Origin of the sequence: Allostella sp., assembly GCF_041913585.1 — a bacterium.
In the GTDB taxonomy this organism is placed as follows: domain Bacteria; phylum Pseudomonadota; class Alphaproteobacteria; order ATCC43930; family Allostellaceae; genus Allostella.
Window position 1 is genome coordinate 9,882 of sequence record NZ_JAYSFE010000011.1, and the last position, 24,283, is coordinate 34,164.

Here is a 24,283-nt window from a genome sequence, read left to right on the forward strand (position 1 = left end):
CTGGGGATCGGCGACGTCGGCCGGCGCCGCCACGACGTCGAGCCCGTCCGCCTGCAGCCGCGCCACCGCGTCGGACCCGCGCGGGTCCGACGGCAGGTGGTTGACGGCGACCCTGGCACCCATGCGGGCGAAGAGGGTGACGGCGGCCAGCCCGATGCCCGAGGCACCGCCGGTGACCAGCGCCGTCCGCCCCTTCAGGTCGGCCTGGATCATGCGTGGTTCCTCAGCTTCAGCATCTGGCGCGCCTCCTGGGGCGTCGCGATCTCGTGCCCGAGGAGCTGGATGATCCGGATCGCCTTCTCGACGAGCTGCGCGTTCGAGCCGAAGACCCCCTTGTCGAGATAGAGATTGTCCTCGAGCCCGACCCGGACATGGCCGCCCAGCAGCACCGCCTGGGCCACCATCGGGAACTGCATGCGGGAGATGCCGAAGCCCGCCCACTCCGCCCCCGCCGGCAGCAGGTCGCGCATGTAGGCCATGGCGGCCGGGGTCGCCGGCTGGCCCCAGGAGATGCCGAGGCAGAGCTGGTAGAGCGGCGTGCCCTCGATGATCCCGCTCTCGACGAAATGGTTGGCGAGGCGGACATGGCCGCTGTCGAACACCTCGAGTTCCGGCTTCACGCCGGCCGCCTGGACCGCCTTCGCCATCGCCGCCAGGTGGGCGGGGGTGTTCATGAAGACGTGCGGGCCGAAATTCATCGTGCCCATGTCGAGGCTGCAGATCTCCGGCCGCAGTTCCTCGACATGCTGGACGCGCTCGGCCGGGGTGGCGAGGTTGGTGCCCTTGCCCGCCTCGGCCGGCTTGACGTCGCCCGGCACGAAGCGCCCGCCCGCTCCCGTCGTCAGGTTGATGACGAGGTCGGTGCCGCTGTCGCGGATGCGCGCCACGACCTCCCGGTAGAGCGCCGGGTCCATGCTCGGCTTGCCGGTCTCGGGGTTGCGGACATGGATGTGGCAGACGGTGGCGCCGGCCTTGGCGGCCTCGACGCAGGCGGTGGCGATCTCCGCCGGCGTGACCGGGACGGCGGGATGCTTGCCGACCGTGTCGCCCCCGCCGGTGACGGCGCAGGTGACGATGACCTTTCTGTCCATGGGGCTTCCTCGGGCGATCTTGGCAGGTTGGAGCGTCGCTCCGGAGGGAGCCTACGGGCGGACAGGGTCGACGGGAAGCCCCGGCGTGCCGCGGTGCGGGGACGGGACGGCGGGACCGATGGCCGCAGCCTCAGGCGGGCGCCGCCAGCACCCTCTCCGCCGCCACCCGGCCGCTGACGAGCGCGCCGTGGGCGGTCGAGAAATGATCGGGCGAGGTCGCCTCGCCGGCGAAGACGATCCGCCCGTCGCCCGCATCGGCCAGCCGGGCCCGGGCGTCGGCGAAGCCGGGCAGCGCCGCGGAATAGGAGCCCATGGCCCAGGGATCGAGCGCCCAGGCGGTCGAGACCAGGGGCCGCAGCCGGGCCCGGACGTCGTTGCCGAAGATGCCGGCCAGTTCGTCGGCGGCATGGGCGAAGAAGGCCGCGGTGCCGCCGCGCTCCAGCTCGCGGGCGACGATGCCGCCGAAATAACCCTCGACGATCGGCCGTCCGAGCGGGCGCAGGTGATAGGCGCCGATCGCCGTGCGGTCGGTGCCGCCGTAGACCTGCCCCTCGACGGGGAAGATCTCGGGCCGGTCGAGGGCGATGTAGAGCTTGTCGGCGAGGCCGAGCGGCAGGCCGGCGGCGGCCGCCAGCCGGTCCGGCAGCGCCGGGTGGAAGACCACGCCGCCCGCCAGCAGGACCGGCGGCGGCACGGTGACGACGACGCGGCGGGCGCGGAGCGTGCCGCGGGCGGTCTCGAGCCGGATCATCGGGCCGGAATGGTCGATCCGGGCGACCGGACAGTCGAGGGTGACCGGCAGCCCGACGGCGTGGGCGGCGACCAGCGCCCCGTAGCCGGCCGGCAGGCGCCAGTTGAGCGGCGTCTCGTCGTACCGCCAGTGGTCGAGGGTCGAGACGCGGTCGGGCTCGACCCCGTTGGCCCAGGTGCTGCCGGCCGCGATCAGCGGATTCCAGGGCGAGTGCGGGTCGGCGGAGTCGGACGCCGGCCGGTCCTGGCCCGCCTCGGCCGCGGCGTGGACGCGCTCCCAGAAGGCGTCCCGCTCGGCCCGGAATGCGGCCTGCTCGCCGGCTGCCCGGAAGGCGGCGTTGCCGGTCGTCCGGCCCCAGGGCGCCGGCGTGCGGTCGATGGCGAACCCCAGTTCGCCCGCCACCGCGACGAACGGATTGCGGTCGGCCGAATGCAGCCAGTGGCAGCCGAGGTCGAGCGGGACCGGCCCGAGCCCGCCCACCGTCCAGGCGCGGCCGCCGGGCCGGTCGCGCGCCTCCAGGATGCGGAAAGACACGCCCGCCGCGGCGAGGCGCCGGCCCGCCCCGATGCCGGCCGCGCCCGCCCCGACGACCGCCACCTCGACCTCGTCTCGCAACTCCACCCGGCACCGTCCCGCTTCGCTGTCCGCCGGCACTGGATGGCCGCGGCCGGGCCGGGCGGTCAAGGGGTGGCGGGGCGGTGCCGGCCGGGAAGGCGGATCAGGAGGATCGCGGGCACGAGGCAGGCCGCGGCGACGAGGAGCAGGGTGCCGTGTCCGACCCCGGTCAGCGGCCCGCCCGGCAGCGCCAGGGCGAAGCCGCCCGCCCCGAGCAGCAGCCGCGCCGCCGCCCCGCCCGGCCCGCGCATCGTGCCGACGCCCGCCAGGTATCCTTGCAGCGCAGAGGCGATGAGCGCGATCCCGGCCGCCGCGGTGACGACGACCAGCGCGATCTCGCCGGGCGAGCCCTTGAGGATCAGCGCCGGGTTGAGCACGAAGAAGAAGGGCAGGAAGTAGATGACGCTGCCGAGCCGCATCGCCTCGAACCCGACCGCGAAGGAACTGGTGCGGGCGATCGAGGCGGCGGCGAAGGCGCCGAGCGCCACCGGCGGCGTGATGAACGACACCATGCCCCAGTACATGATGAAGAGATGCACGGCGAGCGGGTCGAGGCCGGCCCGCACCAGGGCCGGCGCCAGGGTGATGGCGAGGAAGATGTAGCAGGCGGTGACCGTCATCCCCATGCCGAAGACGAAGCTGGTGAGCGCCCCCATCAGCAGCAGCATCGCGACCGAGCCGCCGGCCAGGAAGACGAGGTCGTTGACCAGCGTCCCGGCGAGCCCGGTGACGGCGAAGGCGCCGACGATGAGCCCGACCCCGAGCAGCACCGCCACCAGTTCCGCCAGCGCGCGGCCCGTCGCGGCCGCGAACGCCAGCCAGCGGCCGCGGTCGAGACGGTGCCGCGGATGGAGCTGGTTCAGCACCAGCAGCACGCCCGTCGCGATGAAGGGGCCGAGCGCCTCCTGGTTGTCGCGCACCATGACGACGACGAGGACGACGAAGACCAGGATGTAGATCCAGCCCTCGCGCAGCACCGCGCCGATGCGCGGCAGCTCGTGGCGGGGCAGCCCCTTCAGGCCGTTGCGCACGGCGTAGGCATCGACCTGCACCATCAGCCCGAAATAGTAGAGCAGCGCCGGAATCGCCGCGGCGACGGCGATGTCGACATAGGGAAGGTTGAGGAAGGAGGCCATGACGAAGGCGGTCGAGCCCATGACCGGCGGCATCAGGACGCCGCCCGTCGAGGCCACCGCCTCGACGCCGCCGGCATAGCGGGCCGAGAAGCCGGTGCGGCGCATCGCCGGGATGGTGACCACGCCGGACGAGATCACGTTGGAGATGACGCTGCCCGAGATCGAGCCCTGCAGGGCGCTGGAGATCACCCCGACCTGGGCCGCGCCGCCGCGCCAGCCGCCGACCAGCGCGAAGGCGAGATCGTTGAAGAAGCGGCCGCCGCCGGTGTGGTTGAGGGCGACGCCGAAGACGATGAAGCCGACCACGAGTTCGCCGAAGGCCCGCATCGGGATGCCGAACGAGCTCTCGCCGGACAGGACGTGGTAGGCGAGCGTGTCCGGCAGGCTCTGCGGCAGGCCGGCGATCGGCCCCGGCATGACGTCGGCAACCACCGGATAGAGCGAGAACAGACCGACGATGACGGCGATCACGAGGCCGCCCGTCCGCCGCGTCGCCTCGACGATCACCAGCCACAGGAGGGCGCTCGCCCAGACCGCCCAGGCCGGCGCCGCGAACTCCCAGCCCTCGCCGATGATGCGCTCGGCGTTCCACGCCATCACCCCGCCGAGCGCCAGCGCGATCGCGGCCAGCATCCAGTCCCACCAGTCGACCTCCGCCCGGTTGGCGCGGGCGCGCCAGGGATAGGCGAGGAAGACAAGGGCCAGGAACAGTCCTCCCAGCAGGTAGAGGTAGCGGTTGTCGAGGAGGACGAAGCCGGCGAAGAAGCCGAAATTGAAGACCTGGTTGATCGCCAGCAGCACACCCGCGAACGAGAGGACGGCATAGACCAGCAGCACCGGCCCCCGCAGGGGCCGGTACGCCAGTTCCTCGACCATCATGTCGCCGGGCCTGGCCGTCGCGGTCTCGCCCGGCCTCACCATCCGCCGGCTCCGCCGCCGGCCGCGTCCGCCCGGCTCACTGCCAGTACGGGTCGAATCCACCCTTGGTCAGCGCCGCCGCACGCGCCGCGCGCCACTCGGCCTTGAACGCGTCGTCGGCCAGCCCCTTCTTCGGCTCCATCGCCTTCCAGGCCGCGACCAGCACGCCCTGGCGGGCGACGAGCCGGTCGTTGTGCGCCTGGTGCTCCGGCTTCCACACGCCCTTCTCCTGGAAGACGCGGATCGTCGCCGCGTGGTAGGGCACCACCCAGTCGAGGATCTGCCGCTCCAGCGCCCAGCCGTCGGCACCGGGCGCGCCGTCCTTGTAGTCCGGGTAGAGGTCGACCATGGCCTTCGTCATCCCGTAGACGAGCCCGGCATCCTGGCCGACATAGGTGGTGAGGATCGGATAGGGGTAGGTGGCGCCCTCGTGCGGGTTGTCCTTCGACACGCCCGCGCCCAGCGTGGCGACGTGCGGCGCGAAGAAGGGGCCGATCTTCTTCAGGCGCGCCCAGCCCTCCTTGTCGCCATGCGGGACCGGCGGCCAGAAGATGCCGCGGTTGGACGATTCGAGCTGGTAGGCCGGCCCCGACGTCGTCTGCGACCAGGCCGCGTCCGCCTGACCGTTGACCAGCCCCTGCCAGGACTGGCCGAAGCCGGGGAACTCGACCTTCACGACGTCGTTCCAGGTCAGCCCGGCGAAGGCCAGCATCGCCGTCAGGTTCTCGTTGAGGGCGGGCGCCCCCAGGACCCAGGCCAGCCGCTTGCCCTTGAGGTCCTTCAGCGTGCGGATGCCGGCATCCTTGGCGGTGCCGAGCGCGAGATTCGAGTCGGCGTTGGCGGTGAGCAGAATGCGCGTCTCCTGCGGGCCCCACTCCTTGGCGCCGAATTCGTAGACCCCCTCCATCGCGAAGAAGGCGGCGAGCCCGGTGGCCGAGAACTGCACCTTGGATTCGCGCAGGGGCACCATCCGCGAGATGTCGTTCTTGCCGGGCACGACGCGCAGGTTGACGCCGAGCTTGCCCTTCAGGGCGTTGCCGATGGCGACGGCGTTGTTGTAGCCGGACGAGCCGACGTCGTAGGCGGTCCAGGACAGGGTCGACGGCAGCTTGTCGGCGCGGGCCGGCACGGCGGCCAGCAGCAGCGACCCGACGGTCGCGGCCAGAATGCGTTTCACGGATGCTCCTCCCCGATCTTGTGGCCGCCCCCGCAGGTGCGGCCGATTGACGCCAAGTCTAGGAGCGCCTAGCCGCCGCTGTAAACCGCGGGCCGGACTCTCCTGGAATTGTGGCAAAACCTGGTACGGTCGCTGCTTGAGGACGGTCCAGGATTTCGCTACTGTGGCGTTCTTCCGTGATCTTGGCTCCAAGGCCGCGCGGAAGGTTCTGGGGAGCAGCAAATGACAGCTTGGCGGGCGTCACTGGGCGCTTGCGGCGTGGCGCTGGCCATGGCCGCCGCGCCGGCCGCAGCATCACCGATCGCCGAACTGGAGGCCCTGCTGCGTGCCCGGGCTGCCGGCAGCGACGGCTCGCCCGCGCGCGCCGCGGCCGAGCCGGCGGCGACGGCGCTGCGCGATGGACTCCCCTGGCACTATGCCGTGCTCGAGCGGGACCGGAACATCCGTCCCGCCGCCATCGACCCCCAGGCGCCGGCTGCGGCTGCCCCCGCACCCGATGGCGGGTCGGACCTCAGCAACAGCGTCGGCTGCATCGTCGGCGGTACGCTGGGCGCCACGGTGGCGTCGCTCTCCGGCGGCATGAACACGATCAACCTGATCGGCGGCGGGGTGGTGACGGCCATCAACCCGATGACCTTCTATGTCAGCCTGATCGGGGTGGTCTTCGTCTCGTTCTGCCAGCTCGGCCAGGCGCTGACGCCGCTCTACACCTATCTCACGACCCCGACCCCGCCGCCCGAGCCGGTGATCGGCCCGCCGCGCGCGGTGCCGCCGCTCGACAATCTGCCGGACTTCCGGCGCACGCCGCCGGCCGAGTCGCGCCCGGGCGTGCCCATGGTCCGCGCCGCCGAGCAGCCGGGCGCCTGGGCCCCGGCGGTTCCTGCCGTCGACCGGCGCGACTGCGTCCCGGAACGGCGGTCGATCCGCCTCGCCATGTCGGCGATCACCCACGGCGCGGCGATCCCGCCGCGCTGCAGCGGCTCCCTGATCTGACGGCGAGCGGCCCCGCCCGGGGCCGCCCCCCGTCTCCTTCCGCTCAGGCCGGCGTCGCCGCCGGCAGGCCGAGCAGCGCGCGCCGCCGCAGCCACTGGCTCGGCCGGTAGCGATCGTCGCCGGTCGCGTCCTGGAGCTGGCGCAGGATGGCGTGGACCGCCGCCACGCCCATGGCGTCGGCCATGGCCAGCGGCCCTTGCGGATAGTTGAGGCCGAGCTGCATCGCGGTGTCGATGTCGGCGGGCTGGGCGATGCCGATCTGCGCCATCTCGCAGCCGAGGTTGGCGATCATCGCGCGCAGCCGCTGCTGGATGAAGCCGGGCGAATCCTTGATCGCGGTCACCGCCCGGCCGTTGCCGGCGATGCGGGCGGCGACCGCGCCGAGGATCGCCGGGTCGGCGCCCGGCGCCGTCATCAGCGTGACGCGCCTGGACGTGTCGCAGGCGAGGTCGACCGCGACCAGCCGGCGATGATCGACGCCGAGACGGACCGCGACCGCCGTGCAGTCCTCGCCGACCGGGGCGACCAGCAGCGGGCTCAGGCCGTCGTCGTGGGCGATGATTTCGGCGCCCGCCACGAGGTCGGCCAGCGCCGCCGAGACGTCGAGGAGGACGACGCGGCCCGCGGGGTCGGCGGCCGGCAGCGGCGGCACCGCGCCCGGCGTGCGCACGCCCTTGGCGTCGTAGGCGAAATGCCCCTGGCCGGTCTTCCGCCCGAGCCGCCCGGCCTCGCGCAGCGAGCGGTGATAGGGGGTCGTGCGCAGGCGCGGGTCGCAATAGTAGCCCTGCCAGACGATCTCGGAGACCGGGTGGTTCACGTCGATGCCGGTCAGGTCCATGAGCTCGAACGGCCCCATGCGGAAGTGGCAGCAGTCGCGCATCACCTGGTCGACCTGCTCGGGCGTCGCCACCCCTTCCTGGACGATCGCCAGCCCTTCGGTGGTGAAGGAGCGGCCGCCGAGATTGACGAGGAAGCCCGGCGCGTCCTTGACCTTGACCGGCACCCGTCCGAAGCGCTCCCCCAGCACCGACAGGCGGTCGGCGACCGCGGCCGCGGTGTCGGGGCCGCTGATGATCTCGACCAGCCGCATCACCGGCACCGGGTTGAAGAAATGCATGCCGGCGACCCGGTCGCGCCGCTGGAGCGCCTGGGCGATGCGGGCGATCGGGATCGAGGAGGTGTTGCTGGCGAGGATGGCGTCCGGCGCGCAATGCTGCTCCAGCGTCGTGAACACCTGGTGCTTGACGGCGAGATCCTCGACCACCGCCTCGACCACCAGCCCGCAGGGCGCCATGTCGGCGAGGCCGTCGACCACCGTGATCCGCGCCTTGGCCGCCGCCGCCGCCTCGGGGGACAGCGTGCCCTTCTCGGCCAGCCGGTCGATGCGGCCGGCGATGGCCGCCGCCGACTTGGCGGCGAAGCCAGGGGCGGCGTCGTAGAGCCGGACCGGATGGCCGCCCGTCGCCGCCACCTGGGCGATCCCCGCCCCCATCGTGCCGGCGCCGACCACGCCCACCGTCTCGACTTCCGCCATGCCGCTCGTTCCTTCCTTGCTGGGCCGGGCAATCTGGCACGGGCCGGCCGGCGGCGAAAGCCGGAGGGGCGACGCATGGTGGCACGGCGATTGCTGCCGCTTGCGTCCGTACCCCGCCGTCTCGCGGCCCCGTCGCCCGCCACCTTGCTTGCGGCCCTGTCGATCGAACGATAGGGTTTTCAGGCCACTCCCTCGAAGAGGAGCCGGACCGCCATGAACGTGCCTGCCACCGCCCGCTACCGGCTCGGCTTCGACATCGGCGGCACCTTCACCGACTTCGTGCTGCTGGACCAGGCGACAGGCGCCATCCGCCTGCACAAGTGCCTGACGACGCCGGACGACCCGGCCGAGGGTGCGCTCGCCGGCATCCGCGCGATCGCCGCCGAGGCGGGCCTCGGCACCGCCGAGCTGGGCGAGTTGCTGCACGGCACGACGCTCGTCACCAACGCCCTCATCGAGCGGCGCGGCGCCATGCTGGGCCTCCTCACCACGCGCGGCTTCCGGGACACGCTCGAGTTCGGCGTCGAGCAGCGCTACGACATCTACGACCTCTTCCTGCGCTTCCCCGATCCGCTGGTGCCGCGCCGCCGCCGGCTCGAGATCGCCGAGCGCATCGCCCATGACGGCCGCGTGGTCGAGCCGCTCGACGCCGCGGCGGTGCGCGCCGAGGGCGCCCGCCTCGTCGCCGAGGGCTGCACGGCGATCGCCGTCTGCTTCCTCCACTCCTACGCCAACCCGGCGCACGAGCAGGCGGCCGGCCGCATCCTGCGCGAGGCCTTCCCCGGCGTCGCCGTCAGCCTGTCCTGCGAGGTGGCGCCGGAGATCCGCGAGTACGACCGCTGCTCGACGACCTGCGCCAACGCCTTCGTGCAGCCGTTGATGGACCGCTACATCGGCCGCCTGCTGCGCGAGCTGGAGGCGGAGGGGTTCCGCGGCACCCTGCGCCTGATGCAGTCGGACGGGGCACTCTGCACGCCCGAGGTGGCGCGCGCCTTCCCGATCCGCCTGCTCGAATCCGGCCCCGCCGGCGGGGCACTGGCGACCGTGCTCTTCGCCCGCGAGGCCGGCCTGCCCGACGCCATCGCCTTCGACATGGGCGGCACCACCGCCAAGTCCTGCCTCATCGAGGGCGGGCGGGCCGAGATCGCGCCGATGATGGAGACGGCCCGCGTCCATCGCTTCAAGCGCGGCTCCGGCCTGCCGATCAAGGCGCCGGTCGTCGACATGATCGAGATCGGCGCCGGCGGCGGCTCGCTGGCGGGCATCGACGAGACCGGCCTCATCAAGGTCGGCCCGCGCTCGGCCGGCGCCGAGCCGGGCCCCGCCTGCTACGGGCGCGGCGGCACCGAGGCCACGGTGACCGACGCCAACCTGCTGCTCGGCTACTACGACCCGGGCTTCTTCCTCGGCGGCACGATGACCCTCGACCGCGCCGCATCGGAGGCGGCGCTGGCCCGCCTCGGCGAGGCGCTCGGCCTGTCGGCGATCGAGGCCGCCTGGGGCGTCCATGCGGTCGTCTGCGAGGCGATGGCGTCCGCCGCCCGCGTCCACCTGATCGAGAAGGGCCGCGATCCCCGGCGCTATGCGATGGTCGGGTTCGGCGGCGCCGGGCCGGCGCATGCCGCCCGCGTCGCCCGCATCCTCGGCATCGCCGAGGTGCTGATCCCGCCGGCCTCCGGCGCGGCCTCGGCGCTCGGCTTCCTCACCGCGCCGCTCGCCTTCGAGCTGTCGCGCTCGGCCCTCACCCCGCTCGGCCCGACCGCCGACTGGGCCGCCGTCGGCCGCATCCTGGCCGAGCTCGAGGAGGCGGCGCGCGGGCGGCTGCGCGCCGCCGGCATCGCCGACGCCGACATGGCGGTCGAGCGTTCGGCCGAGATGCGGATGGCGGGCCAGCTTCACCAGATCCTGGTCCGCCTGCCGGACGGCGAGGTCGACGGCCGCCGCCTCGACGACATCCGGTCCCGCTTCGGCGAGACCTACCGGCGCCTCTACGCCCGCAACGTCGAGGGGCCGGAGATCGAGATCCTGTCCTACCGGGTGCGGGTGTCGGCGCCCGAGCCCGCGGTCGCGCTGTCGGGCGCGATCGCCGGCGGCAACGCGACGGGCGAGGCGCGCAAGGGCAGCCGGACGGCCTGGTTCGACGGCACCGCCCACGAGACGCCGGTCTACGACCGCTACCGGCTGCGCCCCGGCGACACGGTCGAGGGCCCGGCCATCGTCGAGGAGCGCGAGGCGACGACGGTGATCGGCCCCGGCGACCGGCTCGCCATCGACGCCGCCTGGAACCTGCGCATCGCCGTCGGCGCCGTGGTCCGGCCGGCGGCACTCGTCACCGCCGGCATGGCGCCGGAGGACGCCCGGGCGCGCATCGAGGCCGACCCGATCGGGCTCGAGATCATGTGGTCGCGCCTCATCTCGATCGTCGAGGAGATGTGGCAGACGGTCCGCCGCACGGCCTACTCGCTCATCATCTCGGAGAGCCAGGACTTCGCCAACGAGATCCTGGACGCGAAGGGCAACCCGCTGGCGCATTCGCCGCGCTCGATGCCGCTCTTCAATCTGACGCTGACCCGCTGCGTACAGGCGCTGCTGGAGCATTTCCCGCCCGAGACGCTGCACGAGGGCGACGTGCTGGTCACCAACGACCCGTGGCTCTGCGCCGGCCACCTGTTCGACATCGCGCTGGTGACCCCGGTCTTCCGCGCGGGCCGGCTGGTCGCGCTGATGGCGACGGTCGGCCATGTCAGCGACATCGGCGGGGTCAAGGACCCCTTGGCCGCCCGGGAGATCTACGACGAGGGCGTGCTGGTCCCGCCGATGAAGCTCTACGATGCCGGCCGGCCCGACCGCTCGCTGCTCGCCATGCTGGCGTCGAACATCCGCAACTCGGACCAGGTGCTGGGCGACATCCAGTCGCTCATCACCGCCAACGCGCTCGGCGCCCAGCGCCTGCTGGCCTTCATGGACGAGTACGGGCTGGGCGACGTGGCGCCGCTCGCCGCCGTCGTCCAGGGGCGCAGCGAGGCGGCGACCAGGGCCGCCATCCGCGCCGTGCCGGACGGCGTCTACGAAAGCACGATCGAGAACCGCCCCCTGGGCGAGGTGCTGCGCTACCGGGTGCGCGTCCACAAGACCGGCGACCGCATCCATGTCGAGCATGTCGACGCGCCGCGGCAGCTGCCGCGCGGCGGCCTCAACTGCACCATGAACGTCACCATGGGCCATTCCAGCTACCCGCTGAAATGCATGCTGACGCCGAACGTCCGCGGCAATGCCGGCTGCTACCTGCCGATCACCATTACGGCGTCCGCCGGGACCGCCCTCAATTGCGACCGTCCGGCCGCCGTCGCCCACCGCACCCGCGTCTCCTGGTACCTCGGACCCAACCTCTACAAGGCGCTGGCGCCGGCCATGCCGGACCGGGTGCAGGCCTTCACCGGCCTGCCCAAGGCCTTCGGCTTCTATGGCCGCAACGCCCAGGGCCGGGTCGCGTCCGACCATTTCTTCATGGGCGGCGGCCAGGGCGCCTCGCTGCGCCAGGACGGCAAGTCGGGCCTGCTCTACCCGACCTCGGCCGCCAACACCCCGGTCGAGCTTCTGGAAAGCCGGATGCCGGTGCTGGTGCTGGAAAAGACCCTGGTCGCCGATTCCGGCGGTCCGGGCCGGCAGCGCGGCGGCCTCGGCCAGCGCATGCGCGCCCGCCGGCTCGACGGCGGCACCGAGCCGATCTCGGTCGGGCTCTTCGTCGAGGGCTGGGGCGTCACCCAGGAGGGGCTGTTCGGCGGCCAGCCCGCCGCCCCCGCCCATGCCGGCGTCCGCGGCCCCGAGGGCTGGCGCGACACCGGTGCGGGCGAGACCGTCAGCCTCTTCGACGACACGACCGAGATCGAGGCGCAGATCGCCGGCGGCGCCGGCTACGGGCTCGCCGCCGAGCGGCCGCTGGAAGCGGTCGCCGCCGATATCGAGGACGGCTACGTCACCGCCGAGGGCGCCCGCCGCGACTATGGCTGCGTGCTCGACGCCGATGGCCGCATCGACCCGGCCGCCACCGCGCGCCGGCGCGCCGGCCTGGTGGCCGGCACGGACAGGGACGCAACGATGACAACGGGGAACGAACGATGACGAACCGGGTCAACCGCCGCCACTTCCTCCAGGGCGCGGCCGCGCTCAGCGCCCTCGCCCCCTTCTCCTCGGTCGCCTTCGAGCGCGACGGCGCCCGCAAGATCCTGGTCTTCACCGGCAACCAGGCGGTGCCGGTGCTCGACCCGCACTGGCGCTACGATTGGTCGACCCGGATGATCCAGCAGTCGGTCTATGACGGGCTGCTCAAGTATGTCGGCACGCCGCCGAAGATCGTCCCGTGGCTGGCCGAGAAGTACGAGATGTCGGCCGACGGCAAGACCTACACCTTCTCGCTCGTCGGCAACGCCAAGTTCCACAACGGCGACCCGGTCGACGCCGAGGCGGTGCGCTATTCCTTCGAGCGCGCGCTGAAGATGAACGCCGGCGTCGCCTGGATGCTGAAGGACTTCCTGAAGCCCGAGAACATCGTCGCGGTCGACGCCCGGACGGTGAAGTTCACCCTCGACCGGCCCTACGCGCCGTTCATCACCTACGTGCCCTGGTGGTACATCGTGAACCCCAAGCAGGTGAAGGCGAACGAGGTCGACGGCGACCTCGGCCGGAAGTGGATGACGGAGAACGAGGCCGGTTCCGGCCCGTTCAAGCTCCGCCGCTTCGACGCGACCTCGCTCATCCACATGGACACGGTCGCCGACTACTGGAAGGGCTGGCCGATGGGCGAGAAGAACCGCCTGTCGGGCTTCATCTACCGCATCATCCGCGAGAGCGCGCCGCGCAAGGCGGCGCTGCAGCGCCGCGAGGTCGACATCATGGCCGGCGTGACGCCGGACGATTTCGGCCAGATGGAGAAGATGCCGGGCGTGAAGATGGTGAACTTCCCGGGCTTCACCAGCTTCGGCATCAAGTTCAACTGCCAGGTCGGGCCGACGGCCGACGTCAACGTCCGCAAGGCGATCGCCCACGCCTTCGACTACGACGCCGTGCTCGCCATCCACAACGGCATGGCCGAGCTGATGACGAGCCCCTTCCCGACCCCGATCACCGGCCACGTCGCGGTGCCCGAGATGCCGCGCCGGGACATGGCGAAGGCGATGGAGTACCTGAAGAAGAGCAAGCACCCGGACGGCGGCTTCGAGCTCGAGTATGTCCACGTCCAGGGCCTGGAGGATCCGCGGCGCATCGGCCTGTCGCTGCTCGACGCGCTGCGTCCGCTCAACATCAAGGTCAACATCGTCGCCCAGCCCTGGCCGACGATGACGGCGCGCGCCGGCAAGGCCGAGACGGCGCCGGCGATGATGTCGGTCTACGTCACCCCCGTCGGGACGGACCCGGACACGGTCGCCTACCAGTACCACCGCAATTCCTGGGGCCTCTACTACGGCGTCAGCCACTACGAGAACCCGGCGGTCTGGAAGATGATCGGCGACGCCCGCGGCGAGACCGACACCGCCAAGCGCATGGCCATGTATGCCGAGATCCAGAAGGCGCTCGTCGCCGACCAGCCGGAGATCTTCTGCATGATGGCCAACCGCATCTGGGGCATGCGCGACTACGTCCGCGACTTCGAGTACTGCCCGGTGCGCTCGACCAGCGAGATCGACCCCTATCCGCTGTGGATCGAGGCATAGGCGAGGCGGAAGCCCGGTGCTGACCTACATCCTCCGGCGCATCGGCCTCGCCGGGCTGATGCTGTTCGGGCTGGTCTGTCTCACCTTCGTCATCGCCAACATCGCCCCCTCCGACCCCGCGGCGCTCGCCGCGGGGCCGGACGCGGGGCGCTCGCAGATCGAGCAGCTCCGCCGCGAGTACGGCCTCGACCGGCCGCTCCACGAGCAGTTCGTGCGCTATGTCTCGGACCTCGCGCGGTTCGAGTTCGGGCGCTCGATCGCCACCGGCCGGCCGGTCGGGACCGACCTCGCGCGCTACTTCCCGGCGACGCTGGAGCTCTGCCTCGTCGCGATGGCGGTCGGGCTGCTGCTGGGCGTGCCGCTCGGCGTCGTGTCGGCGCTCCACAAGGACGGGCCGATCGACCACGTCACCCGCATCTTCGCGGTCTCGGGCGTGGCGCTGCCGCCGTTCTGGTTCGGCCTGCTGCTCCAGCTCGCCTTCGCCGCCTGGCTCGGCTGGCTGCCGACGAGCGGCCGCCTCTCCGTCTTCACCGAGCCGATGGAGCCGATCACCGGCCTGCTGCTGGTCGATTCGCTGCTCGCCGGCAACGGCCGCATGTTCGCCGAGGCCGCCTCCTACATCGTGCTGCCGGCGCTCGTCCTCTCCTTCCCGTGCCTCGCCCAGATCCTGCGCGTCAACCGCAGCGAGATGGTCGAGGCGCTGCGGGCCGACTACATCGTGTCGGCCCGCGCCCACGGCGTCCGCCCGCGCCGGATCGTCGTCGTCCACGCGCTGAAGAACGCCATGCTGCCGACGCTCGCCATCATCGGCCTGCGCTGGGGCTGGATGATGAGCTCGACGGTGCTGGTCGAGACCGTCTTCGACTGGCCGGGCACCGGCCTCTACGCCGTCTCCTCGGCGATCGCCGGCGACTTCAAGCCGGTCATGGGGGTGACCCTGATCGTCGGCCTCAACTTCATGATCGCCAACCTCGTGGTCGACCTGCTCTACGGCGTGCTCGACCCGCGCCTCCGGACCGCCTGATGACGGACATCCCGGCCTCCGCCGGCGCGGGACCGGCCGCCGCCGAGGCGCCCGTCCGCCGCGGCGGACGGGCGCGGCGCTGGCGCCTCGCGGCCTGGCTGATCGGGCGGTCCTTCGCCTCGGTGCTGGGGCTCGTGCTGGTCGCCGGCATCGTCGGGCTGGCGCTGCTCGGCCCCTGGATCGTCCCCTATCCCGAGCATGTCGTCGGCCAGGTCAACCTCGCCGACAAGCTGAAGCCGCCGTCCGCCGCCAACTGGTTCGGCACCGACGAGGTCGGCAACGACATCCTGACCCGGATCATCGTCGGCGCCCGCCTGTCGCTCTTGGTCGGCGTCGGCATCACCTTCGCCGCAGCTGCGATCGGCGTGCCGCTCGGCATCCTCGCCGGCACCGCCGGCGGACGCCTGCGCGAGACCATCATGCGCTTCACCGACCTCTTCCTGTCGGTGCCGGGGCTGGTCCTGGCGATCGCGCTGGTGGCGGCCCTCGGTCCCGGCATCGGCAACGCGATGATCGCCCTCGTCCTCGTCTGGTGGCCGGGCTACGTCCGGCTGGCGGAGTCGAAGGCGCTGGCGATCCGCGAGGAGCCCTATATCGAGGCCGCCCGGGTCTGCGGCGCGAGCCGGTTCCGCATCCTCTGGCGCCACGTCCTGCCCAACGCCATCTCGCCGTTGATCGTCAAGATGAGCATGGATATCGGCCAGGCGATCCTGGCCGTCGCCTCGCTCGGCTTCATCGGCCTCGGCGCCAAGCCGCCGACGCCGGAATGGGGGGCGATGATCTCGATCGCCCGCGGCTACCTGCCGGACTACTGGTGGTACGCCGTGTTCCCGGGCCTCTTCATCTATCTGTCGGTGCTGGGCTTCAACCTGCTCGGCGACGGGCTGCGCGACATCCTCGACCCGCGGAGCCACCGGACGTGACGGAGCCGCTGCTGGAGATCCGCGACTACCGGCTGGCCTTCGACACGTTCGACGGGACGCTCCACGTCCTCGACGGCATCGACATGGCGGTCGCGGCCGGCGAGACGCTGGGCATCGTCGGCGAGACCGGCTGCGGCAAGTCGGTGCTGGCGCGCTCGATCCTGCGCCTCAACCCGGCGCCGCCGGCGCGCGTCGTCTCGGGCGAAATCCGCTTCCGCGGCGAGGACGTGCTGGCGCTGCCGGAGGCCGGCGTGCGGCGCCTGCGCGGGTCGGCCGTCGCCATGGTCTTCCAGGACCCCGCCACCTACCTCAATCCGCTGCTCACGGTCGCGACCCAGATGGAGGACGCGATCCGCGGCCAGGACGAGGCCAATGGCGCGCGCGTCCGCCGCCGCTCCGCGGCCCGCGTGGCTGCGGCCGAACTGCTCGCCGCCGTCGGCCTGCCCGAGCCGAAGCGGCTGCTCGCCAGCTACCCGCACCACCTGTCGGGCGGGATGCGCCAGCGCGTGCTGATCGCCATGGCGCTCCTCGGCAACCCGTCGCTGCTGGTCGCGGACGAGCCGACGACGGCGCTCGACGTCACCGTGCAGGCGCAGGTGCTGGCCCTCATCGCCGGGCTGGTGCGCGAGCGCGGACTGGCGCTGATGCTCATCAGCCACGATCTCGGCGTCGTCTCGGCGAGCTGCGCCCGGGTCGCCGTCATGTATGCCGGCACCGTCGTCGAGGAGGCCCCGACCGCCCCGCTGCTCGAACGGCCGCTCCACCCCTATTCCCAGGGGCTCGTCGCCGCGGTGCCGGACCTCGACCACCCGGAGGTGCGTCCGAAGGGCATCCCGGGCACCATTCCGAGCCTGCTCGACCCGCCCCCCGGCTGCCGCTTCCACCCGCGCTGCGAGCGCGCGACCGAGCGCTGCCGTAGCGAAAAGCCGATGCTGCGCGAACTCCTGCCCGGCCGGCGGGTCGCCTGCCACCACGCCGCGCTGCCATGACCGCCCCGCTGCTCGAGGCCTCCGGCCTCGCCAAGACCTACGATGTCGGCGGCACCGCCTTCCGCCGTGCCCACAAGGTCGCCGCCGTCGCCGGCGTCGATATCCAGCTCGCCCGCGGCGCGGCGCTCGGCATCGTCGGCGAGAGCGGCTGCGGCAAGTCGACGCTCGCCCGCCTGGTGCTGCGCCTGATCCCGGCCAGCGCCGGGCGCCTCGCCTTCGACGGCCAGGACATCACCGCCCTGCCCGAGCGCACCCTGCGCCCGGTCCGGCGGCGGATGCAGCTCATCCACCAGAACCCGTCCGCCGCCCTCGATCCGCGCCTGTCGGTCGAGGCCACCGTCGCCGAGCCGCTGAAGATCCACGGCGTCGCGCGGGGCCGGGAACTGCGTGACCGGGTCGCCCAGCTGCTCGCCGACGTCGGCCTGCCGGGCGATTTCCTGACCCGCCACCCGCACGAACTGTCGGGCGGGCAGAAGCAGCGCGTCTGCATCGCCCGGGCGCTGGCGCTCGGTCCGGAACTGCTGGTGCTGGACGAGCCGACCTCGGCGCTCGACGTCTCGGTGCAGGCGCAGATCCTCGACTTCCTGGCCGAACTGCGCGCCAGGCACCGCTTCTCCTACCTCTTCATCAGCCACAACCTCGCGGTCGTGCGGCAGGTCTGCGAGCGCGTCGCCGTCATGTATCTCGGCCGCATCGTCGAGGAGGGGCCGACCGCAGCGGTCTTCGGCGACCCCCGCCATCCCTACACCCGGGCCCTGCTCGGCTCGGTGCCGCGCCTCGGCCGTGCCGGCGTCGAGGTCGCGGCGGCGGGCGAGCCGCCGAACCCGGCCGCGCCGCCGGCGGGCTGCCCGTTCCATCCGCGCTGCGCGCTGGTCGAGGAGCGCTGCCGCAGCGGCACCCCGCCCGCGCCGACGGTGCTCGGCCCCGACCAGCACATGGCCGCCTGCTTCGTCGCCGCCCGCGAGCGCGAGGCGGCGTAGCCGGAGGAACCGGGGGAGGCAGGGCCGCCCGGATCGGCCGGCGCCCGGACACCCGGGCCGGCGCCGCGCCCGTCGACTGCCCGCTCCTCTGCCTGCCTACGCCGCGCCGAGGACCGCCAGGAACGGCGCCAGGCCGGCGCCGCGCAGCGGTCGGAAGGGCTTGCCCATCTGGCGGCAATGGCGCTTCACCGCCTCGACGGAGGCGTGGCTGACGCAGTCGACCGGGAACAGCACGAGGTCGGCCCTGGCGACGAGGCCGGCGAGCAGCCCGCCGCGGTCCTCGACGCCGCCGTCATGGTGCAGCAGTTCCGCCCCGGCCCGGCCGGCCAGCGCCCTGAGGCGCGGCACCTGCTCGGGCCGGCCGCCGACATAGAGGAAGATGCGGGCGTCGGCGACCGCCGATGCCGGATCGGCCGGATCGGTCGCGGGCGCCAGCCGCGCCTCGACCGCGTCGAGTTCGGCCTGCATCGCGCGCTCGCGCGTCGCGGCGGCGCGCAGCGCGCCGGCCGCGACGGCCTGGGCCCGGCGCGCCTCCGCGGACGCGGCCTCCGCCTGCTCGCGCCGTGCCGCCTCCAGCCCGAGACGCCGCCCGAGATCGCCCACCAGCCGGCGCAGGGTCGCCAGCTCCGAAGCCGGGTCGATCGCCGGCGCGGCGTCGGCCACGGCGCGCGCCGCCAGCGCCTGAAGCTCCCGGATGCGGGCGTCGCGGCCGACCGTTGCCTCGCGCAACCGGTCCTGCTGGCGCACCAGCTTGTCCCTGGCCTGCGCCAGTTCCGCCTCGAGCTCGGCCAGCCGCCGGACATCGGCGCGATTGGCCGCCCCCACGAGATGGGACAGCATGTGGACCTCGCCGAAGATCTGGCGGATGAGACCGTCGCCGGTGTCGGGATGGGTCAGCGCCGCCCAGTAGGCACCCGGAATCTCGCCGCGCTGCACGAACTCGGACCACAGCCGCCGCACCTCGGCCTCGCCCGAGACGCGGCCGAACTGCTGGACGGCGAGATGATGGCGCCGGTCGAGCGCCTTGTTGATGAGCCTGGCGACGCCGTCGTGGCGGCCGGCCGCCCCCACCCCTTCGCGATGCAGGTCGTGCTCGCCGAGCCCGCCGGTGGCGTGGCCGGCCTTGCCGAGCAGCTGCCGCAGCTCCGCCGTCGACAGGCAGGTGCCGATGATCGAGCAATGCAGCATCGCCGAGAGCTGCCAGATGCGGCGGCGTCCGGCCGGTTGCGCCTCCGCCCTGCCGACGACCAGCGGCGGCGCCGCCGCCCGCAGGCGCAGGGCGCCGCCCAGTCCGGCGAGCCCGCCCGGGGCCGGGCTGCGCAGGGTCGGGAAGTCGATCACGGATTGCGGCTTCATCGCGTCACTCGACGTATCTTCATGGATATATCGCTTGGCGGGCGCCACACCCGGGTGCGCGCCGCCCCTAGGCCGGGTCGCCGACCTGGAAGTCGCCGGGCTGGGGCGGGGCGAGCGGCGTGAAGCCGGTCCGCTCCGGCTTGATGTCGAGAAGCGGCGTGCCGTCGAGGCAGTCGAGGCCGCGGACGAGCAGCGTCGCACCTTCGACCGCGAGCAGCCGGACGATCTGAGTGCCGATCGGGTTGGGGCGGACGGGCGTCCGCAGCGCGAAGACGCCGCGCGTCTCGCCGTCGCTGCGCGGACTCTGCCGCACGAGGTCACGGCGCGACTCGTGCAGCCAGTAGAGCACCTCCAGCCGCTCGTAGGCGGCGATGCCGTCCAGCCCCGCCACCCAGGGCTCGAAGATCTCGATGCGGCAGGTCGGTCCGTCCTCGCGGCCCTGGCGCGGGCATTCGAGACGAGACGCCCAGGGCGTGCGGATGCGGCCGATGAAGGTGAGGCCGGCGTCGTCGGCCGCCGGCGCCGCGACCGCGACCTCGCCCGGACGAACCTCGTTCAGGCGAACCATGATCCGTCCCCCACCGCGGTTCCGCGGACCCAGGCCACGTCGATCATCCTGCTCCCCCCGCTCCGGATCAGGCGGTCTTGATCCACACCGCCTTGACGTTGAGGTACTCGTCGAGGTGCTGCTTGCCCGACTCCCGTCCGTATCCGCTCATCTTGTAGCCGCCGAACGGCACCGCCGGGTCCATCGCCTGGTAGCAGTTGACCCAGACCGAACCGGCGCGGATGGCGCGCGCCAGACGATGCGCCTTCGAGACGTCCCTGGTCCACACCCCGCTGCCGAGCCCGAAGCTCGTGGCGTTGCCGCGGCGCACCACCTCCTCGATGTCGTCGAACGGGATCGCCGAGATGACCGGCCCGAAGATCTCCTCCCGGGCGATCCGCATCTCGTCCTTGACGTCGGCGAAGACGGTCGGCGGCACGAAATAGCCCTGGTCGAGCCCCTCCCCGGTCAGCCGGCTGCCGCCGGCGAGCGCGCGTGCCCCCTCCTTCTGGCCGATGTCGAGATATCCCGTCACCCGGTCGAGCTGCTCGCGCGAGACGAGCGGGCCGACCTGGGTCGCCGGGTCGAGGCCGTTGCCGACCTTGAGGCTGCGGCCGAACTCCGCGACCCCGCCGACGAATTCGTCATAGACGCGGCGCTCGACGAAGAGCCGCGTGCCGGCGCTGCAGATCTGACCGGAATTGGCGAAGACGGCCATCGCCGCCCCCGGCACCGCCGCCGCGAGGTCGGCATCGGCGAAGACGATGTCGGGCGACTTGCCGCCCAGTTCCAGCGACACCCGCTTCAGGTTGCCGGCCGACGCCTGGATGATCTTCTGCCCGGTCAGGTGCGAGCCGGTGAAGGCGACCTTGTCGACGTCCCAGTGGCCGGCGAGCGCCGCGCCGGCGGTCTCGCCATAGCCCGGCACGATGTTGACGACGCCGTCCGGCACCCCCGCCTCGAGCAGCAGTTCGCCGAGGCGCAGCGCGGTCAGGGGCGCCTCCTCCGCCGGTTTCAGGACGACGGTGCAGCCGGTCGCGATCGCCGGTCCGATCTTCCAGATCGTCGCCGTCAGCGGCCCGTTCCACGGGATGATCGCGCCGACGACGCCGACCGGCTCCTTCAGCGTGTAGGAGAAGATCTCGCCCGGCAGCGAGTTGTCGATCGTCTCCCCGTGCAGCGCCGTCGCCATGCCAGCGTAGTAGCGCAGCATGCCGAGCGCCCGCTGGCGGTTGTTGGTGGTGCGGCTGAGCGGCGCGCCCATGTCGAGCGTGTCGAGGGTCGCCAGTTCTTCGAAATGCCTCTCGACGAGGTCGGCGATGCGCAGCAGCAGCCGCTGCCGCTCGGCCGGCTTCACCCTGCTCCACGGCCCCTCGAAGGCGCGCCGGGCGGCGGCGACGGCGCGGTCGATGTCCTCCTTATCGCCCTCGGCCACCGTCGCCAGACGCTCGCCGGTGGCCGGGTTGAAGGTGTCGAAGGTGCGGCCCGACGCGGCCTCGACCCATTGGCCGTCGATCAGCAGGCGCTTGGGACGGCCGTCCAGGAACGGGATGTGCGGCAACTTCAGCTTCTCGATCACGGTCATGGTCGGCGTCCTCTTCGGTCCGGGCCGTGGCGACCCGTTATATCTCATGGAATACAACGATAGGCCGACCAAGGCCGCGCCGTCAAACCCCCGCGGAAGCAGCCGGAGGGCTGCCCCCGCGACCCGAATTCAGGCGACGTCCCCCACGACGCGGGCGCGCACCCGCAGCGAGTTGCCGGGCAGGTAGGCGAGCGGGATGTCCTCCATCTCGACCAGCTTCAGCGAGCCCGCCGCGGCGCCGGCGCGGACGGCGCGCGCCTCGGCCAGCTCGCGGGCGCGCGCCATCGCCTGCTCGCGCGGCAGGTCGCGGAAGATCTGGTCGACCTCGCCGCTGACCTGGGCGATGGCGGCGCCCAGCGCGTTGGCGACACCCTGGTGCGGCACCCGGACGACCTCCGAGATGCCGGGCAGCGTGTCCGGCACGAGGAAGGCGCCGCCGCCGACCGCCACCAGCGGCACCGGCTCGGCATCGCTCTTCATGCGGTCGACGGCATCGGCGATCATCGCGTGCATCCGCGCGACCGCGGCCCGGACATAGGCGGGGTCGAGGCCGGCGACCCGGCCGCGGTCGCCGAGCTCGACCAGCCCCGCCGCCACCGCGACGTCGGTCGCCGTCAGGTCCGGGCCGCCGAAGACGCGCGCCCGCTCGGTCAGGCGGAAGCCGACGCTGACCGGGCCGATGCGATTCGGGTCGTCCGGATCGCACAGCGTGCCGCCGCCGAGCCCGATCGACAGCAGGTCCGGCATCCGGAAGAGGGTGCGCACGCCACCGACCTCGACGACGTTGTTGGCCTCGCGCGGGAAGCCGGCGACGAGGCTGCCGACATCGGAGGTGGTGCCGCCGACATCGACGACCAGCGCCCGGTCGAGGCCGGAAAGGAAGGCCGCCCCGCGCAGGCTGTTGGTCGGGCCGGAGGCGAAGGAGCGGACGGGATAGGCCGCCGCCTCGTCGGCCGTCACCACCGTCCCGTCGTTCTGGGTGATGAAGAGTGGCGCGGCGACCCCGGCACCGGCGAGCGCGTCGCGGAAGGCGGCGACCGTGTGCGCCGCCATCGGCCCGAGTGCCGCGTTGAGCAGCGAGACGTTCTCGCGGGCGAGCAGCCCGATGCGGCCGAGCTCGTGCGAGCGCGTCACCTGCGCCTCGGGCCATTCCTCGGCCAGGATCGCGGCCGCCTTCTCCTCCTGGTCGGGGTTGAGCGGCGAGAAGGCGCCGGTGACGGCGACGGCGCGCGTGCCGTCGGCACGGATCGCCCGTGCCGCGGCGCGCACCGCCTCGGCGTCGAACGGCGCGATCGGCTGGCCGTCGACCTCGTAGCCGCCGCGGACGAGGAAGGTCGGCCCGGCGACGACCGCCCGCAAGTCGGCCGGCCAGTCGACGAAGGGCGGGAGCGTGCGCGCCGCCGGCAGCGCGATGCGGATGCCGGCCGTGCGCGCGAGCCCGCGACGCTGGACCACGGCGTTGGTGAAGTGGGTGGTGCCGATCATCACCGCGCCGACCGCACCGCCGCCGACCTGGCCCTCGGCCAGGAGACGGCCGAGGGCGGCGACGATGCCGCCCATGACGTCGGCGGTGGTCGCCGTCTTCACGGCATGGCGGACGGCGCCGGCCGCGATCAGGACGGCGTCGGTGTTGGTGCCGCCGACATCGATGCCGATGCGGATCATGCCGACCTCGCGGGAAAGACGGAGTGGAAGTCGAGGTCGAAGCCGAAGGCCCGCGGGCCGACATGCTGCAGGCCCTTGGGCGAGGTCAGGATCGCCGGCGCCGGCAGGGCGATCACCGTCACCCGCTGGCCGTAGCGCACCGTCTCGGTGCCGATCGCCTCGCCGGACGCAGTGTCGAGGAGGCAGATGAGGTCGGGCACGGTGGCCGCCGGCCGGTCGCCGCGCCAGGCGACCGAGAATTCGTTCTGGAAGTCGATCGCCATCGTCTCCCCCTGGTCGCCGTCGAGCCCCTCGATCGCGACCCGGCCGCGCAGCCAGCCGTCGGTCGCCCGCCGCATGACGTCGGTCACCTTGCCGCGGAACAGCACCAGCCCGCCCTCGGCCGCGACCACGGCGGCGATCGGGTCGGCGTGGGCGGCGCGCGCCGCCCGCACCGTGCGGCCGATCGAGAGCGCCCAGGAGAGCGTGTGCAGGCAGGTCGCGCGCTTCACCTCCGCCCCCGTCCGCGGCGCCTTGCAGGTCGCGGCCGAGGCGCCGAAGACCGTGCAGACGCGCCGCGTCATCTTCTCCATCCAGGTCCAGTTCTCGGCCTCGGCGAAGATCAGGCGGTTGCGGCGGATGTCGACCATCGTCCACGGATGGGCCGGCAGGTCGCAGATGGCGAAGGTCGTCATGTCGGCCTGCGGGAAGGCGCGGCCCATGGCGTCGCAATCGACGACCGGCAGCCCCAGGATCAGGCCGGACAGGATCGCCTGGAAGCCGTTGTTGCCGCCGACCTCCCACAGCATGACGGCATCGAACTTCCGGCCGAGATGCGCTTCCATCATCGGGATGGTGCTGGCGATGACCTCGCCGTCGCAGAGCTTCTCCTGCTTGGCGAGCGGCGCCCCCATCTGGCCGACGCAGGCGACGAACGCGTCGTCGGGCAGCGCCAGCGGGTCGACGACGGTGACGGTGCGGCCGGCCGCGAGGTGCAGCTTCGCCTCGAGCAGCGAGAAGTAGGGGTCGCCGCCGCCGCCGGTCCCGAGGATCCAGGCACCGGTCGCGAAATCCTCCAGATCCCGCTCGGTCAGTTGGAAGGCCGCACCGGGCATCGCTTATCCCTCGATCAATGGAGCGGCCCACTCTAGGGGTGCCGGCGGCGCCGAGGGAAGCCTGCCGGTCGTGCCGGCGCCCTGGCCCGCTTCTTGCTGACCTGCCGCTCCAAGTCCCGAAGCCAGAAGCGGACGACCGAAGCCCCCTTTGTTCCCAGATCGCGATGGAGGGCGCCACGGTTCACAGGGCAGTT

The 24,283-nt window shown here is 72.7% G+C and carries 18 protein-coding genes; 7 read left to right on the forward strand and 11 right to left on the reverse strand.

Going from position 1 to position 24,283, the window contains the following annotated elements; all coding sequences use genetic code 11:
- The 5 genes from ACE3Q3_RS03670 to ACE3Q3_RS03690 all read right to left on the reverse strand — a co-directional run.
- On the reverse strand, window positions 1–213 hold a 213-nt coding region (locus ACE3Q3_RS03670; protein WP_374441954.1), incomplete at its 3' end, for an SDR family NAD(P)-dependent oxidoreductase.
- Complete coding sequence (locus ACE3Q3_RS03675; protein ID WP_374441957.1) at window positions 210–1,091, reverse strand: 3-keto-5-aminohexanoate cleavage protein; 882 nt, start codon at window positions 1,089–1,091, stop codon at window positions 210–212. The genes ACE3Q3_RS03670 and ACE3Q3_RS03675, both read right to left, overlap by 4 nt.
- Before the next feature lie 130 nt (window positions 1,092–1,221).
- The gene (locus ACE3Q3_RS03680) at window positions 1,222–2,463 is read right to left on the reverse strand and encodes a flavin monoamine oxidase family protein (protein WP_374441960.1); all 1,242 of its coding nucleotides are present in this window, start codon (window positions 2,461–2,463) and stop codon (window positions 1,222–1,224) included.
- Between the two features lie 59 nt (window positions 2,464–2,522).
- Window positions 2,523–4,514, reverse strand: coding sequence for a TRAP transporter permease (locus ACE3Q3_RS03685; protein ID WP_374441962.1), 1,992 nt, complete (start codon window positions 4,512–4,514; stop codon window positions 2,523–2,525).
- Window positions 4,515–4,548: 34 nt separating this feature from the next.
- On the reverse strand, window positions 4,549–5,688 hold the full coding sequence (locus ACE3Q3_RS03690; RefSeq protein WP_374441965.1) for a TAXI family TRAP transporter solute-binding subunit: 1,140 nt from the start codon (window positions 5,686–5,688) through the stop codon (window positions 4,549–4,551).
- A gap of 222 nt (window positions 5,689–5,910) precedes the next feature.
- Between ACE3Q3_RS03690 and ACE3Q3_RS03695 the strand changes: the two genes are divergently transcribed.
- Window positions 5,911–6,681, forward strand: coding sequence for a hypothetical protein (locus ACE3Q3_RS03695; protein WP_374441968.1), 771 nt, complete (start codon window positions 5,911–5,913; stop codon window positions 6,679–6,681).
- A 43-nt stretch (window positions 6,682–6,724) separates the two neighbouring features.
- On the opposite strand, the gene ACE3Q3_RS03700 is transcribed toward ACE3Q3_RS03695, so the two are convergent.
- The gene (locus ACE3Q3_RS03700; protein WP_374441971.1) at window positions 6,725–8,215 is read right to left on the reverse strand and encodes a 3-hydroxyacyl-CoA dehydrogenase; all 1,491 of its coding nucleotides are present in this window, start codon (window positions 8,213–8,215) and stop codon (window positions 6,725–6,727) included.
- 213 nt (window positions 8,216–8,428) lie between these two features.
- Here ACE3Q3_RS03700 and ACE3Q3_RS03705 point away from each other — a divergent pair, with 213 nt between their 5' ends.
- The 6 genes from ACE3Q3_RS03705 to ACE3Q3_RS03730 are packed head-to-tail and all read left to right on the forward strand — an operon-like array spanning window position 8,429 to window position 17,842.
- Window positions 8,429–12,337: a hydantoinase B/oxoprolinase family protein gene (locus ACE3Q3_RS03705; RefSeq protein ID WP_374441974.1), complete on the forward strand. Its 3,909-nt coding sequence runs from the start codon at window positions 8,429–8,431 to the stop codon at window positions 12,335–12,337.
- Window positions 12,334–13,926, forward strand: a complete 1,593-nt coding sequence (locus ACE3Q3_RS03710; protein WP_374441977.1) for an ABC transporter substrate-binding protein — start codon at window positions 12,334–12,336, stop codon at window positions 13,924–13,926. The genes ACE3Q3_RS03705 and ACE3Q3_RS03710 overlap by 4 nt, the downstream gene beginning before the upstream one ends.
- Before the next feature lie 16 nt (window positions 13,927–13,942).
- Window positions 13,943–14,950, forward strand: a complete 1,008-nt coding sequence (locus ACE3Q3_RS03715; RefSeq protein ID WP_374441979.1) for an ABC transporter permease — start codon at window positions 13,943–13,945, stop codon at window positions 14,948–14,950.
- Window positions 14,950–15,873, forward strand: a complete 924-nt coding sequence (locus tag ACE3Q3_RS03720) for an ABC transporter permease (RefSeq protein WP_374441982.1) — start codon at window positions 14,950–14,952, stop codon at window positions 15,871–15,873. Before ACE3Q3_RS03715 ends, ACE3Q3_RS03720 begins: the two co-directional genes overlap by 1 nt.
- Window positions 15,870–16,862 carry an ABC transporter ATP-binding protein gene (locus ACE3Q3_RS03725; RefSeq protein ID WP_374441984.1) on the forward strand — a complete coding sequence of 331 codons (993 nt, stop codon included), beginning with the start codon at window positions 15,870–15,872 and terminating at the stop codon, window positions 16,860–16,862. Before ACE3Q3_RS03720 ends, ACE3Q3_RS03725 begins: the two co-directional genes overlap by 4 nt.
- Window positions 16,859–17,842 (forward strand): oligopeptide/dipeptide ABC transporter ATP-binding protein, encoded by a 984-nt coding sequence (locus ACE3Q3_RS03730; protein ID WP_374441987.1) that lies wholly within the window; start codon window positions 16,859–16,861, stop codon window positions 17,840–17,842. The genes ACE3Q3_RS03725 and ACE3Q3_RS03730 overlap by 4 nt, the downstream gene beginning before the upstream one ends.
- Window positions 17,843–17,938: 96 nt before the next feature.
- Here ACE3Q3_RS03730 and ACE3Q3_RS03735 read toward each other — a convergent pair whose 3' ends face one another.
- From ACE3Q3_RS03735 to ACE3Q3_RS03755, 5 genes are all read right to left on the reverse strand, one after another.
- Window positions 17,939–19,198 (reverse strand): DUF2325 domain-containing protein, encoded by a 1,260-nt coding sequence (locus ACE3Q3_RS03735; protein ID WP_374441989.1) that lies wholly within the window; start codon window positions 19,196–19,198, stop codon window positions 17,939–17,941.
- Between the two features lie 67 nt (window positions 19,199–19,265).
- Window positions 19,266–19,766, reverse strand: coding sequence for a tRNA (N6-threonylcarbamoyladenosine(37)-N6)-methyltransferase TrmO (gene tsaA / locus ACE3Q3_RS03740; RefSeq protein ID WP_374441992.1), 501 nt, complete (start codon window positions 19,764–19,766; stop codon window positions 19,266–19,268).
- Window positions 19,767–19,833: 67 nt separating this feature from the next.
- Window positions 19,834–21,330, reverse strand: coding sequence for an aldehyde dehydrogenase family protein (locus ACE3Q3_RS03745; RefSeq protein WP_374441994.1), 1,497 nt, complete (start codon window positions 21,328–21,330; stop codon window positions 19,834–19,836).
- Window positions 21,331–21,459: 129 nt separating this feature from the next.
- Complete coding sequence (locus tag ACE3Q3_RS03750; RefSeq protein ID WP_374441997.1) at window positions 21,460–22,995, reverse strand: hydantoinase/oxoprolinase N-terminal domain-containing protein; 1,536 nt, start codon at window positions 22,993–22,995, stop codon at window positions 21,460–21,462.
- Window positions 22,992–24,089, reverse strand: coding sequence for a DUF917 domain-containing protein (locus ACE3Q3_RS03755; protein ID WP_374441999.1), 1,098 nt, complete (start codon window positions 24,087–24,089; stop codon window positions 22,992–22,994). The genes ACE3Q3_RS03750 and ACE3Q3_RS03755 overlap by 4 nt, the downstream gene beginning before the upstream one ends.
- Window positions 24,090–24,283 lie beyond the last annotated feature (194 nt).